We start from the raw sequence: 12,419 nt of genomic DNA, 5'->3' as shown, positions 1-12,419 counted from the left end.
CGGTTCGAGGTCAAATAAAAATAATACAGCTGACTTACGGCGCCCTGACGTCATCGCGCTCGGACAGGCGGCGAAGTTCCTCGGCGGCCTGATCGCGACGCCAAAGATTGTCGACCCGTTCAAAAAGGCGCTCTGTTTGCTTGGCGCGCCGCCCTTGTTCGCGGACACGAGCCAACTGCGCGCAACGGGCGTCCTCGGCCTCAACGCGTCGCTGTGTCAGGATCTGCAGGCGTTTCAAGATAAGAATTGGATCCGCAAAATTCCGTTCGAGGGCCTCGAGCGCCGTCCGTTCCTGATCTCGCAAATCCGCGAGAATTGTTTCAATTTGCGCCAGTCGCATTGTCTGCAGCCGCCAAAGCTTGTTGCTGAGCGAAAGGGCGCGAGCCAGGCGTTCGCGTCGCGCTTTCATGCCTATCCCCGTATGAGCCAGGAGCCAAACTGCGCAGAAAAAGCGGTGAAGAAATCCTGGGCTACGATCGAGAAGCCATAAATCCCGAGGATGATGACGAATGGCCCGGAGATGAAATACACCGGAACCTGGGGCGTAAGTCGCGCAAGGAAGCCAAAGGCGAGATTGACGATGAGCCCGAACAGGAGAAACGGACTACTGATGCGAAGGGCCAGGAGATATGATTGTGTCAATACGCGCGTCAATTCGTTGAGGTACGATTCCGGCGCCGCGGGCGAGAAGACCGGCGTCGTCTGATAGGATAGATAAAGCCCGCGTATCATTTCGAGATGCTGGTCGGTCACGAAGACCAGCATGATCGCGCAAATGACGACGAAAGTGGATAGGGCCGGGGCTGGCTCCGCTTCGATGAGAGCAGAGCCAAAAATATTGCCCAGGCCGATCGTCATTGCGACTGCGGTTGCGAGCGTCTCAAGAGCAAAAAAGTAAAGTCGAGCAAGGAGGCCGATGAACATGCCGATCGTCAGTTCTCCCATGATTATCGCGCCGAGTTTTAGAGGATCAGCGCCCCGTAGGCCCGGTTGAAGGGTATCGATGAGCGCCGGCGCGAGCGCCAGCGTGACTCCGATCGCGATGTACAGTCGAATGCGCACCGGAACGCGCTCGCTCGAGAAGCCCGGGGCAACCATGAGACAACCGCCGATGCGGCAGAAAATAATGAAAGTCGGCGCGATGGCGCTTTCGAGCGGCGTCAAGATATCGTTCCAAGGGATTTGATCTGAACGCCACCGGCGATTTCGAGATGGGAGAGGACTGCTTGAGACGGAAACAATCGGCCGATGATAAGGCGGACATAGGGCCGCGCCTCGGGGGTCGTGAGGAGGACGAAGACCTCGCCGCGATCCATTCGCTCACGAATTGCCGAACCGCCATCTATCGAGAATTTCTCGACCAAGGTGGGATCGGCGTCGAAGCCGATGAGTTCGCCTTTGGCGTCGCGTTTGAGATGCTCGTGAAAAAACAGATCCCAGCGGTTGCCAAGTCGCAAAATATTCAGTGCCCCGTCAACAGAGAGATCGCTGCAGATTTGTGAGGCGAGGCGCGTGCGGACATGTTCGACGATCGGTTCTGCGCGGCGCGCGAAGGGCGCAATTTCTGCAATCGATTCGAGAATGAGCTCGAAATTGCGGATTGACACTCGTTCAGCGAGGAGAAGTTTCAGAACACCCTGCAACGTGGAATTGGTGATGAGGTTTGGAATCATATCGTCGACGAGGCGCCGATATTCCGGCTCGAGCCGCTCGATCATGGCGCGCATATCCTTGTAGGTAAGAAGCTGCGCGAGATTATTACGTAGTGTTTCCGAAACGTGGGTTAGGAGAACAGATACCGGGTCGACCGGTGTAAATCCCTGCCGCCTCGCTTCATCGACCATGGCGTCGGGAATCCACATGGCGCGCATTCCGAAAGCGGGATCGACGGTTTCCTCACCAGCGAGGTCTGGCGCAGCGCCACGACCAACGATGACGAGGTGATGACGAAGGCGCAGTTCATGTGCGGCGACAAGGGCGCCCTGGATGCGGATTTGATAATTCTTCGGGCGCACGTCGAGATCGTCGGTAAGCTTGATTTCAGGAAAGACAAAACCATATGTTCGGGCGAAGTTTCGGCGCATCTTGAAGACGCGTTGCCCGAGTTCGGCTTGTGCCGGCAGCAGCCCGGCCCAAAGTTGTTTCCCGAGACAAATCTCGACACTTGTCGTTTTTAGAATCTCCTTCGTCGATTCTTTTGCTTCCTGTTGCGCTTGCCGCTCGAGTGCAAGCTGACTTTCGCTTTCCAGTTGGCGCGCCTTCTCGGCCTGCTTCGGGATGAGGTAGGCGACAAACGCCATGACGCCACCCAGCGCGGCGAAGGGCGTCAGCGGCAGACCCGGGATTAAGGCGAGAACGAACATCAAGGAAGCTGCGACAAAAAGCGCCCGCGGATACATACCCAGCTGACGCAAGATGTTTTGCTCGGCGGAGCCGCGCGTGCCGCCTTTCGAAACGAGCAGGCCCGCCGATAGTGAGACGATCAGTGCTGGAATTTGCGATACGAGACCGTCGCCGACGGAGAGCTTTGTATATACGTCTGCGGCCGCGGCGAGCGTCATACCGTGGCGCGTGACGCCAATGATTATGCCACCGAAGATATTCACGGCGAGAATGATGAGGCCAGCGATAGCGTCGCCGCGCACAAACTTCGATGCGCCGTCCATAGAGCCGAAAAAAGCGCTTTCTTCCTCAAGCTCACGGCGCCGGACCTGCGCCTGTCGTTCGTCGATCAGGCCGGCGGACAGATCGGCGTCGATCGCCATTTGCTTGCCGGGGATGGCGTCGAGCGTAAAGCGTGCGCCGACTTCCGCGATACGCGTCGCGCCCTTGGTGATAACAAGAAAATTTACAGTTACGATGATAGCGAAGACTGTAAGACCGATGACGAAGTCGCCGCTCATCACGAGTCGCGAAAAGCCGCTGATGATGTACCCGGCCGCAGTCGAGCCTCCCGCCCCATTCGAGAGAATGAGGCGTGTGGTGGCGATATTGAGTGAAAGACGCAGGATCGTGGCGACCAGCAGGACTGTCGGGAAAGAAGAAAAGTCGAGCGGCTTTTGAATCCACAACGCGACCATCAGGATCAGCACGGAAAGCCCGATGGAAAATGCTAGCCCTGCGTCGAGAAGAAATGGCGGAATGGGCAGAAAGAAAATGCAGAGAATGAAGACGATCGACATCGCGAAACCGATGTCTTTCGAACTGCCTTCCGAAGGCCCCGGCCTCATGCCGACGGCGTCAGACATTTATTCGCTCCATCGCGCGGCGGCGCGAGCGGCCGCCGTCGTTTGCTTTCAGAAACCCGTTTCGATACGCGAATACACGAATTGCGCCAGGGCATAGATTTTCGAGCCGATGAATGGCGCCGATAGGCTCAGAACGGCGAGCATGGCGACGATTTTCGGCACGAAAGTCAGGGTCATTTCCTGCACCTGCGTGAGCGCCTGAACAAGCGCTACGATGACGCCGACGACCATCGCGGCGCCGACAAGCGGCCCGGAAACGAGTAGAATCGTGACGATCGTGCGATGCACGATCTCCAGAGCGTCGGCCTCGTTCATTCTCAGCTGATTGTCACGCCGGGGCCGAGCAGCACCTTGCGGCCGTCGGCGAGGACTGCAATCATTCCGCCGTCATCGATCATCACGGATTTGACGACGCCGCTCGTCTTTCCATCCGCAGATGAAACTGTGCGGCCAATGAGAGAGCTGGCCTGCGACAATGCGGAATTTTCATTGAGGGAAGCGAGCAGCGAATTTGTCTGGATGGCCTGTTCGACAGACGCGAATGTCGCCAGTTGTGTGACCGTCTGCGTCGGGTCCATCGGCTTCATTGGATCCTGATGCCGGAGTTCGGTTACGAGAAGCTGAAGAAAAGCATTGTAGTTTCCGGCGTCGGCTGCTGCGTTCGCGACGGACGCCGCTCTTGTGCTGTTGCTTGTCGCGAAAGGCGTTATTGGCGCTGTGACGGGCATGATGATTTTCTCCTTAGGCGACGTCGCGAGCGTGGACCTCGCTCGCGCGGTCTTTCAATTCTGCTTCGATGGGAAATAGCGCGCGCACAGCCTTGAGCGCCTCGAACATTCGCTTGTTGTCGATCTGGCGAACAGCAACGCCGAGGCCATCGAGTATGCGACGGTCGCATGCGCCCTCGTTGAGCGAGACCAGCAGATTCCGGGCCAGCTCCATCGCCGCGTCGCAATCATTGGGCGAAATCAATATCGTCTGTATGGCGAAATAGAGCTGCTTGAGGGGCGTCGTGGCCTCCTCTGCCTGCATGACGTGATTTTCCAGCAGGAAGGTGACGTCGTTGAGAAGTTCGAGGCAGACCTTTCGATCGACCCGCAGAACAGCTCCGTTGATGAAGATTCGTTCGCCGCGTCTTAGAGAGATATTCATATCAGACAAGTCCGTCTGCGATGAGCTGGTTGACTTCGATAAGGCCGTCGAAATTTACCGAACCGCCGGTGTCGATCAGATCAGCCTCGCGCCGAATCCAGAGACCAATGGAGATCAGCGAGGCGCGCAGGCTTTCGGGCAGTCCGTTTTCGTCGTTGCTGAGATCTTCCATGAATATCGCCCACAATCGCCTCAGATAATTCGTCGCCTCGAAAGCTTCGGGAGTCAGCGGGCCACGCGTCTTGGCGACGGCGAGTTTCTTGATGGCGATCTCGAGCGCTTCTCGCTCCTTCGCGCGGGCGTTTTTTCCAGATTCGCTGGCGATCTCGGCGTAGCGTTGCTGATACATCGCGCTCCTGCTTCCAATTCGACTGTCAGAGATATTTGGCGAGGCTTAGCTGCGTGATTTTCGCAGTGAGCGTGTATGCGGTTTCGATCTGTGTCATCAGACCGTTTACGCGAGCCGCCGCTTCGGTTGGGTCAACAGTTTCGAGGCTGTTCAGGTTCATTTCAATGGCGTTGGACTGGATCGTCATCGTTTGATTTGCATTTACGACATTGCGCTGCATGACGCCGACCTGAGCCTGGGTCTTGAGAAGCGCGCTGATCGAATCGTCGATCACCTCGGTCGCCGATTTCAACAAGGCCTTGTAGGCCGCGGAATTCATCCCGCTGGCGCCGAGATCGGTCATCATAGTGTATGCCATTGCGAGCTTTTGCAGGGCTGGAGCATTGGCCGTCACCGAAGTGTCGATAGTAACCGACATGGAAATTTGGCTCCGCAACGGCTGGTCCGACGCGTTCGACCAGTCCGTCTTCCACGCTTCAGGGGCGAAGAGAGCGGTCATGGGGCCTGAGAGGAACGCCTGCATTTGGTCGCCGGTGATGTCTGCGACGCGAGGGTCTGTTTGCGCAAATCCGAAGTTCGCGATAAAGGCGGCGTCGAGCGCGACTTTGTTCGGAGAGGGAGGATCGGCGAAGTAATTATTGATCGGCGCAACTTCGCTGTTTACGCCGGCGAACAGGAAGGAGTCGCCATCGCCGCTGTTCAACGTCGATATGAAATTTGAGAGCGATACGCGGGCCTGTGTTTCGATTGCGCCGACATCGCCGCCGTCGTCCAAGGAGGACATGAGCGTTGCGCGCATGGCTTGCGCATTGGAGAGAAGATTTGCGATCGCCGTCTGCGTTGTGTCGAGCCTTGTCGATACGAGGTCATTTGTGGCGAGGATCGACTGCGCAGTGTCATAGGTGTCGCCGAGCGAGTAGCTCAGTCCGGTCCGCATGCCAAGGGCGAGGCCGAGATCGGCGTGACGGCCCGTCGCCAGCTCTTTTTGGCTGCGGTCGAGATCGCGCTGCAATTCCACGAGCGTACGCCGGAGCGAGGTTGTGATGGAATATGTCGATGTAAGGTAGAACATGACGGGCACTCACTAACGAACCGCAGCGAACAGCGTGTCGAACATTGCGTTTATCGTCTCGAGAAGCTTGGCGGACGCCTGATAGGAGTTTTCAAGCGCGAGCATTTGCGACATCTGATCGTCGAGGTTTACGCCTGTCGCATTGGAAAGAGCCTGCGTCGTTTGCGCCACCATGGCGTCCTGATAGGTGACGTTCTTCTCTGCCTGCGCGCGTTGCACGCCGAGCCAACCAATCGAACCGGCGGCGATGGCGTTCAACGATCCGCTCGCGCCGAGTCCGGCCCCCGGATCGAAACCTTGCTGCGTGGACGGCGCATTCACGAGTTGCAGGAGGCGTTCTGAATAGGCGGCGCCGCCGCTCTTATTGTAGACGTAATCAGGATTGCCGGAAATGCCGCCGTCGCGCAGGCGGCTGACGACGCCGCCCTTGTCGGGGTCGACATTGGCGTTGATTGTGATCTGGCCGGCAAGCCCGGGAATAAGCGTCGATCCGGGCGCACCGGTTGCTCCGGGATAAGTGAAAAGACCGGGCAGGGGCGCGCCGCCACCACCGGTTTGATCCGTTTCAGCAAATGCGGCGACGAGTCCGCGCGCGATTTCGTCGAGCTGCTTTTGAAACTGCGGCGCCGTTACGTCCCGCACCTGAGCGAATCCATTTATTGCGCCGGACTTCAGCGCCAATGGCGAATCCGCCCCGGTGACCTGCACGCCGTCGATATAAACAGCGGCGCCCGCGACGCCGGCGGTCAGCGTGGGGGTCGGCTGGAAAGTGACTGATCTGGGCGTCGTCTCGAAAAGCGTGACGCCGCTGTCGGTGTAAATCACCATGTCGTTGTTCGGCCGCGTGACGGTCGTGACGCCGATCTCGTTCGAGAGTTGCGTCAGTAGCGCGTCGCGCTGATCGAGCTGGTCAGTGATATCTGCGCCGGCGGCGGTTCCCTCGACGATTTCCCGGTTGAGCGCCGAGAATTTCGCGAGGATGTCGTTGACGCCTTTGACCGATGACGCGATGTCTTCATCTGCCTGGCGTCGAATGCCCTGAGTGGTTTTTGTCGCATCGTTGAGCGAGGCGACGACGTCCCTCGCAGCGGCGAGCGCGAGTTCCGCCGCCGTTTCATTGTCGGGCGCTGCGCTATAGTTTTGCAATGCGGTCGTGAGCCTCGTGATCATCGAGGCTGGCGATCGACTTTGCGCGGGGTTGGAAAGATTGAGCGCCCGGTCGATCTGGTCCAGCGCATCGGAGATTTGCGCGGCGGAGCCTTGCGCGGCGGTCGCCGACAGCATGCTGCGAAAGAGCGTCACATTCGCCATGCGGCCGACGCCGAGGAATTCCGCGGAGCCATTGGGAGCCGTAGCGATTTGCGAATATTTCGCGTTCACGCCGGGACGACCGGCGTTCGATATGTTGCGCGAGACGACGCTGATCTGGCTCGATATGGTTCCGAGCGACTGCCCGGCAATTATGCTCGCGTTGGTCAGGGTCATGCTCACTGAACTCCGGCTTCTGTCACGCGCTTACTTTAGATTGTTGAGAACCTGCAGAATTTCCGACGCGACCTGGAACGACTGCGTATTGGCGGTGTACGAGCGCTGCGCGATGATCATTGTTGACAGCTCCGTCGCGAGATCGACGTTCGAGGCTTCGAGAGTCGCTGACGCAATGTCGCCGAAACCGCCCTTCCCGGGCGCGCCGACAGAGATGGGGCCGGAGGCGCCCGTCGCGGTATAGACGTTGCCGGTGTAGCTCGCGAGCTCCGTTGGCGCGGCGACATTGGCGATGCCGATCAGGTAGGCGGGCACCATCTGTCCGTTGTCGAGCTGGTAGCTCAGCGTGCCGTCCGACGAGATCTGCACCTGGCGGATAGCGCCGGCGGCGTTGCCGTTGACGGTGGCGTTGTTCACGACGAATGGCGCGCCAAGTTGCGTCGTATTGCTCATGTCGAGCGTTACCGACGCGCCACCCGGGACGGTGAAGTTGAGCGTGCCGCCGCTGGCGATGGATCCGTTGGCGGGGTTGAAGGTGAGCGTTTGCGTCGCGATCGGCCCGGAGGCATAGGGAAAGCCGCCCGATGTGGCGCCGGAAGCGTCATACATCGTCATTTCCCATGTGTTGTCCGCCGTCTTTGCATAATAGACGTCGAGAACGACAGGTTTGCCGAGATTGTCATAGACGGTGAGCGACGTCTTGGCGCTGAATTGCGCGCCGGCGGTGTTGGTCGACGGCAGATTCGCTGCGGGAACGACCGTCGCCGACACGGGAAGATTGGCGGACAGCACGCCCGACGTCGTCGGATTCGCGTAGAGTCGATCGTTGCGGATCTGCACGATGCTCATGCTGGAGAGCGCGTTTGTGGCAGAGGTCGTCGGCGCCGCGGGGCCGGCGGGAAAGCCCATCAGATAATAGCCGGCGGCGTTGACGAGCCGGCCCGATGAGTCCGGCACGAAGGAGCCCGCGCGCGTGAGAAAGGTTCCGCCCGCGCCATCGGAGACGACGAAGAATCCGTTGCCGCGAATAGCCATGTCTGTCGACGAGCCCGTATGCATGAGGGCGCCCTGGCCCGTGATGTCGTAACGGCTGCGCGTCGACACGCCGCCGCCGAACTGGTTGGAGCCTTGAAAACCCGAGAGCACGGTGAGGAAATGCGTCGTGGCGCGCTTGTAGCCGACGGTGCCCGAGTTCGCGATATTTTCGGAAATATTGGCGAGCGCGTCGGACTGCGCGGACATGCCCATAATGGAAGTGTTGAATAAACCAAAAGTACTGCTCATGGCGCGCTCCGGATATGCTGGCCCGTCGTGAGTAAAGTCCCGCGAGCTTGTCCGAAGCTTTCATCGGCGTTGTGTGGCTTATTGCTTGGCAACCCTTCATTCGCTTAACAAAACATTACTCGGTTCCGCGAGAAGCGTTCGGAGAACGTGCTTAATGGAAAAGCCTGTCCTGGATGGCGTGCGTCTCTATCGTGGAATGTCGATGCTCGCGCGCTGGCGCGCGCAGCGCAGCGGCGAGGCGACCTTCACGCGTCTCGAAGATGCGCCGCGCGACAGACGCGGCGAAAAGCGGCGCATTGCGCATTTGAAATGGGGCAAGGCGCTCGATTGCGCAGACCGGTTTCTGTGCGAATGTGTGTTGAGCAATCGCACGCGTGGGGGCGCCTGCTTGAGGCTCGCGCGAAACATCACATTGCCGCAAAAATTTCAGCTCTATGATGATGATAGCGACGAAATTTTTGACGCGCAGGTGATCTGGCGCCGTGGCGGCGAGATCGGCTGTCGTCTGTCGCTCACGCCGAGGACGGACAAGGCGCGCGTCGCCCGTCGCATGCGGGAGCGCTACTATGCCCTCTGAGGCGGTAGTGAAGCAGGCGAAGCTTCAAGCCTCGCCTGCGACAAAATATCTCAACCGTCTGGTCTGAGCCCATTGCGCGGCGCTGTCGGCGCTGGCGACGAAGGACGTCGCGTCGAATGGCGCACGCTTGTCCTCGGCCGCGCGGGCGACGAGGCCAGCTGCGATCGACAGCAGCACGGTCGTCGAGGCCTTTACGAAGAGCATGTCGTCCGCGCCGGCGTCCTTGGCCTCGGCGCGCATGCGCGCGATGAGGCTGCGGACTTCATAGTCGAGCACTTCGAGGTCGCGTCGCAGGGGCTGTTCGAGCCGCTGGCATTCTTCAATCGACATGACGGCGATTTCGTCTCCGTCCATAACGCTCATCTTACGCCTCCGGTTTACACAACGCTTCGCGACCTTCGTTCTGACGATGAAAGCCGCGTGTGAATAAAGAATTGTCGTTCGACCATCGAGACCGCGGTTTGACGCTTTTCCCCGCGAGGCGGCAAGCCTCGCGCACAATTTGCAAAGGGCTCAGCCCGGCCAGGCGACACAGCCCGATTGCTGAAGTTGAGTCTTGAGCGCAATGGTCTCGCCCTTGAGTCGTGCGACATCCTCTAGGCGGCTGCCCTCGAAGAATGTTCCCATCAGGGTCGGCACGCCGAAGGCTCGGATATCGTCCTGGGCAGCGATGTGGTCTTGCGCCATCTCGGTATAGACCAGCGTGCGTTGCGCCTTGTCGAGCATGAGTCCGAGCTGCCGGCAGGTGGCGCCGTCATAGTCGGCCGGATCGATTGGCAGGGGCATGATTTCATTATGGCGGGCGGCGCAGGCGGAAAGGCTGATGAGCATCGTCAATAGTCCCGCTCGCGCCAGTCGCCACATCCGTCGTCTCCACCCGCCGCCGGTCCCAGCGCCGACGCTGACACATTCTTGCAGGGAGAGGCTGGCGCGAAGCCTTCGGCGCTCATTCGGGGGTGCGGCGTCATGGCCGGCTCCGCCGCGTTTTGACCGATATTGGATTGTAATTATTCGGACTTATCTCAGGAAAGCCGCTTGCGGGACAGGACGGGCGGCAAGGCGGGAGCTTTTTTCGCGTCCGCACGAAGGATAGATCAAGACGCGCCGGGGCATTGTAGGCATACTGCCTTGCGGGACTCATTTGTCCCGACCGGCGAGCGCGTCGGCTGAATGGACAGGGAAGAGCATGAGCGTTGATCGCGAGCAGGAGCCGGGGGCCCTGCGGCGGAAGAAATCCGGCCGGGCCAAGCCGGCCCCGGAGGTCGAAGGCGGCAAGGTCGAAAGCGGCAAGAAAGCGAGCGCGAAAGCGGCCAGGCCGAAGCCATCGGCGAAGGCCAGGTCTGCTCAATCCGCGGGGGCCGGGAAGGCCGCCGCAAAAGCCGGCGCCAGGCGAGGCGAGAAGCCAGCTCCGGCCGCGCCCGCCCAATCAGTCAGGACCGAGACCCCGCTCGCCGGCGTGGAGTTCGGCCTCATGGCCGAGAACATGGCTCAGCTCGTCGATCAGGGCCGAAAGGCGCTCGCCGCCGCCATCGGCAGCGCGGACGGCGGGGGCGCGCGCAGCGAGCTTGCCGCGAGCGTCGCCGACGCCACGAAGACGCTTGGCGTCGTGGCGGAATACTGGCTGGCGAAGCCCGACCGCGCTGCGGCGGCGCAGGCGGAACTCTACAGCGGCCTGACCGACATCTGGCGCCAGACCCTGCGGCGATACACCGGCGAGGAGGTCGAGCCCGTGGTCGAGCCGGAGCCGGGCGACAAGCGGTTTTCCGCGCCGGAGTGGCGGGAAATCCCCTTCTTCGACTGGTTGCGCCAGTCCTATCTCCTTGCCTCCCGATGGGCCGGCGAGATGGTCGACAAGACCGAGGGGCTCGATCCACAGACCCGCGCCAAGGCCGCCTTTTATACGCGGCTCATCTCCAGCGCGGTTTCGCCGTCGAATTTCGTGCCGACGAACCCGGAATTGCTGCGCGCCACGGTCGAGGCGCGGGGCGAAAATCTCGTGCGCGGGCTGAAAATGCTCGCCGAGGACATTTCCGCCGGCGGCGGCGTGCTGAAAATCCGTCAAAGCGACGACAAGAAATTCGAACTCGGCGTCGATCTTGCGACTACGCCCGGCAAGGTCGTCTGGCGCAACGACGTGATGGAGCTGATCCAATATGCGCCGACGACCAACGAGGTCTACGCGCGGCCGCTGCTGATCACGCCGCCCTGGATCAACAAATTCTACGTGCTCGATCTCAATCCGGAAAAGAGCTTCGTGCGCTGGGCGGTGGAGCAGGGCTTCACGGTCTTCATCATCTCCTGGATCAACCCCGACGAAAGCAAGGCCGAGAAGGGCTTCGAAGCCTATATGCACGAGGGCGTGCTCACCGCGCTCGACGTCATCGAGAAGGCGACCGGCGAACGCAAGGTGGCGGCGGCCGGCTATTGTGTCGGCGGCACGCTGCTTGCGCTCACGCTCGCCTATATGGCGGCGAAGGGCGACGACCGCATCGACAGCGTCACTTTCTTCGCGACGCAGGTCGATTTCTCCGCCGCCGGGGATCTGCAGGTTTTCGTGGACGAGGCGCGGCTTGCGGCGCTCGACGAGAGCATGGCCAAGACCGGCTATCTCGAGGGCGTGAAGATGGCCAACGCCTTCAACATGCTGCGGCCGAACGAACTCATCTGGACCTATGTGGTCAATAATTACATGAAAGGCGTCGAGCCCGCGGCTTTCGACCTGCTTTACTGGAATTCCGACAGCACGCGCATCCCGCGCGCCAACCACTCGTTCTACATGCGCAGCTGCTATCTCGAGAACCGCATCACCCGCGGCGAGATGGTCATGGACGGCGTGACGATCAATCTGCGGCTGGTGAAAATCCCTGTCTATGAGATCGCCACAAAGGAAGACCACATCGCGCCGGCGCAGTCAGTCTACCGGGGCGCGAAATTCTTCGGCGGCGACGTGACCTTCGTTCTCGGCGGCTCGGGGCATATCGCCGGCATTATCAATCCGCCGTCCAAGGGCAAATATAATTATCTGACCGGCGGGCCAGTGAAGGGGACGCTGGAGGACTGGGTCGCCAACGCCAAGGAGACCAAGGGCTCCTGGTGGCCGCACTGGCTCAAATGGGTGACGGCGCAGGCGCCGCGCAAGGTTCCGGCGCGGCAGCCGGGCGGCGGCAAGCTCGAGATCATCTGCGACGCGCCCGGCGAATATGTGCGGGTGAAGGCGTAAGCCGCCGGAGGAAGCGATCCGGAGCCTTCATG

Annotated in this window: 14 protein-coding genes; 2 read left to right on the top strand and 12 right to left on the bottom strand. The window is 60.3% G+C overall.

Features of this window, described 5'->3' with window-relative positions:
* Nucleotides 1-34: 34 nt before the first annotated feature.
* The 10 genes from LG047_RS06095 to LG047_RS06050 are packed head-to-tail and all read right to left on the bottom strand — an operon-like array spanning nucleotide 35 to nucleotide 8,590.
* The gene (locus LG047_RS06095) at nucleotides 35-409 is read right to left on the bottom strand and encodes a hypothetical protein (RefSeq protein WP_227965946.1); all 375 of its coding nucleotides are present in this window, start codon (nucleotides 407-409) and stop codon (nucleotides 35-37) included.
* 2 nt (nucleotides 410-411) lie between these two features.
* Nucleotides 412-1,164, bottom strand: a complete 753-nt coding sequence (locus LG047_RS06090) for a flagellar biosynthetic protein FliR (protein WP_227965945.1) — start codon at nucleotides 1,162-1,164, stop codon at nucleotides 412-414.
* On the bottom strand, nucleotides 1,161-3,248 hold the full coding sequence (flhA, locus tag LG047_RS06085) for a flagellar biosynthesis protein FlhA (protein WP_227965944.1): 2,088 nt from the start codon (nucleotides 3,246-3,248) through the stop codon (nucleotides 1,161-1,163). The genes LG047_RS06090 and flhA overlap by 4 nt, the downstream gene beginning before the upstream one ends.
* 48 nt (nucleotides 3,249-3,296) lie before the next feature.
* Nucleotides 3,297-3,563 carry a flagellar biosynthetic protein FliQ gene (locus LG047_RS06080; protein WP_036285925.1) on the bottom strand — a complete coding sequence of 89 codons (267 nt, stop codon included), beginning with the start codon at nucleotides 3,561-3,563 and terminating at the stop codon, nucleotides 3,297-3,299.
* A gap of 2 nt (nucleotides 3,564-3,565) precedes the next feature.
* Nucleotides 3,566-3,976, bottom strand: a complete 411-nt coding sequence (gene flgD, locus LG047_RS06075; protein ID WP_227965943.1) for a flagellar hook assembly protein FlgD — start codon at nucleotides 3,974-3,976, stop codon at nucleotides 3,566-3,568.
* A gap of 13 nt (nucleotides 3,977-3,989) precedes the next feature.
* Nucleotides 3,990-4,400, bottom strand: coding sequence for a flagellar biosynthesis repressor FlbT (gene flbT / locus LG047_RS06070; RefSeq protein WP_227965942.1), 411 nt, complete (start codon nucleotides 4,398-4,400; stop codon nucleotides 3,990-3,992).
* 1 nt (nucleotide 4,401) lies between these two features.
* Entirely contained in the window at nucleotides 4,402-4,749 is a 348-nt protein-coding gene (flaF, locus tag LG047_RS06065; RefSeq protein WP_036285930.1) for a flagellar biosynthesis regulator FlaF, read from the bottom strand.
* A gap of 25 nt (nucleotides 4,750-4,774) precedes the next feature.
* Complete coding sequence (locus LG047_RS06060; protein ID WP_227965941.1) at nucleotides 4,775-5,821, bottom strand: flagellar hook-associated family protein; 1,047 nt, start codon at nucleotides 5,819-5,821, stop codon at nucleotides 4,775-4,777.
* A gap of 12 nt (nucleotides 5,822-5,833) precedes the next feature.
* Nucleotides 5,834-7,306, bottom strand: a complete 1,473-nt coding sequence (gene flgK / locus LG047_RS06055) for a flagellar hook-associated protein FlgK (protein WP_227965940.1) — start codon at nucleotides 7,304-7,306, stop codon at nucleotides 5,834-5,836.
* Between the two features lie 30 nt (nucleotides 7,307-7,336).
* A complete protein-coding gene (locus LG047_RS06050; RefSeq protein ID WP_036285934.1) occupies nucleotides 7,337-8,590 on the bottom strand; it encodes a flagellar hook protein FlgE in 1,254 nt (417 codons plus the stop codon).
* Between the two features lie 154 nt (nucleotides 8,591-8,744).
* On the opposite strand from LG047_RS06050, the gene LG047_RS06045 reads away from it, so the two are divergent.
* The gene (locus LG047_RS06045; RefSeq protein WP_227965939.1) at nucleotides 8,745-9,167 is read left to right on the top strand and encodes a hypothetical protein; all 423 of its coding nucleotides are present in this window, start codon (nucleotides 8,745-8,747) and stop codon (nucleotides 9,165-9,167) included.
* Nucleotides 9,168-9,191: 24 nt separating this feature from the next.
* On the opposite strand, the gene LG047_RS06040 is transcribed toward LG047_RS06045, so the two are convergent.
* Together LG047_RS06040 and LG047_RS06035 are read right to left on the bottom strand one after the other, a co-directional pair.
* Entirely contained in the window at nucleotides 9,192-9,530 is a 339-nt protein-coding gene (locus tag LG047_RS06040) for a hypothetical protein (RefSeq protein WP_227965938.1), read from the bottom strand.
* 150 nt (nucleotides 9,531-9,680) lie between these two features.
* Nucleotides 9,681-10,004: a hypothetical protein gene (locus tag LG047_RS06035; RefSeq protein WP_227965937.1), complete on the bottom strand. Its 324-nt coding sequence runs from the start codon at nucleotides 10,002-10,004 to the stop codon at nucleotides 9,681-9,683.
* A gap of 349 nt (nucleotides 10,005-10,353) precedes the next feature.
* On the opposite strand from LG047_RS06035, the gene LG047_RS06030 reads away from it, so the two are divergent.
* Nucleotides 10,354-12,387 carry an alpha/beta hydrolase gene (locus LG047_RS06030; protein WP_227965936.1) on the top strand — a complete coding sequence of 678 codons (2,034 nt, stop codon included), beginning with the start codon at nucleotides 10,354-10,356 and terminating at the stop codon, nucleotides 12,385-12,387.
* The last annotated feature ends 32 nt before the right edge of the window (nucleotides 12,388-12,419 follow it).

It is taken from the genome of Methylocystis sp. WRRC1 (assembly GCF_020733155.1).
GTDB lineage: Bacteria > Pseudomonadota > Alphaproteobacteria > Rhizobiales > Beijerinckiaceae > Methylocystis.
Note: the sequence above shows the minus strand (reverse complement) of the source record. Positions and strands in the feature narration are given on the sequence as shown.

Coding starts and splice junctions, on each gene's coding strand:
- LG047_RS06095 (WP_227965946.1), bottom strand. CDS start 409: ATGAAAGCGCGACGCGAACGCCTGGCTCGCGCCCTTTCGCTCAGCAAC.
- flhA (WP_227965944.1), bottom strand. CDS start 3,248: ATGTCTGACGCCGTCGGCATGAGGCCGGGGCCTTCGGAAGGCAGTTCG.
- LG047_RS06080 (WP_036285925.1), bottom strand. CDS start 3,563: ATGAACGAGGCCGACGCTCTGGAGATCGTGCATCGCACGATCGTCACG.
- flgD (WP_227965943.1), bottom strand. CDS start 3,976: ATGCCCGTCACAGCGCCAATAACGCCTTTCGCGACAAGCAACAGCACA.
- flbT (WP_227965942.1), bottom strand. CDS start 4,400: ATGAATATCTCTCTAAGACGCGGCGAACGAATCTTCATCAACGGAGCT.
- flaF (WP_036285930.1), bottom strand. CDS start 4,749: ATGTATCAGCAACGCTACGCCGAGATCGCCAGCGAATCTGGAAAAAAC.
- LG047_RS06060 (WP_227965941.1), bottom strand. CDS start 5,821: ATGTTCTACCTTACATCGACATATTCCATCACAACCTCGCTCCGGCGT.
- flgK (WP_227965940.1), bottom strand. CDS start 7,306: ATGACCCTGACCAACGCGAGCATAATTGCCGGGCAGTCGCTCGGAACC.
- LG047_RS06050 (WP_036285934.1), bottom strand. CDS start 8,590: ATGAGCAGTACTTTTGGTTTATTCAACACTTCCATTATGGGCATGTCC.
- LG047_RS06045 (WP_227965939.1), top strand. CDS start 8,745: ATGGAAAAGCCTGTCCTGGATGGCGTGCGTCTCTATCGTGGAATGTCG.
- LG047_RS06040 (WP_227965938.1), bottom strand. CDS start 9,530: ATGAGCGTTATGGACGGAGACGAAATCGCCGTCATGTCGATTGAAGAA.
- LG047_RS06030 (WP_227965936.1), top strand. CDS start 10,354: ATGAGCGTTGATCGCGAGCAGGAGCCGGGGGCCCTGCGGCGGAAGAAA.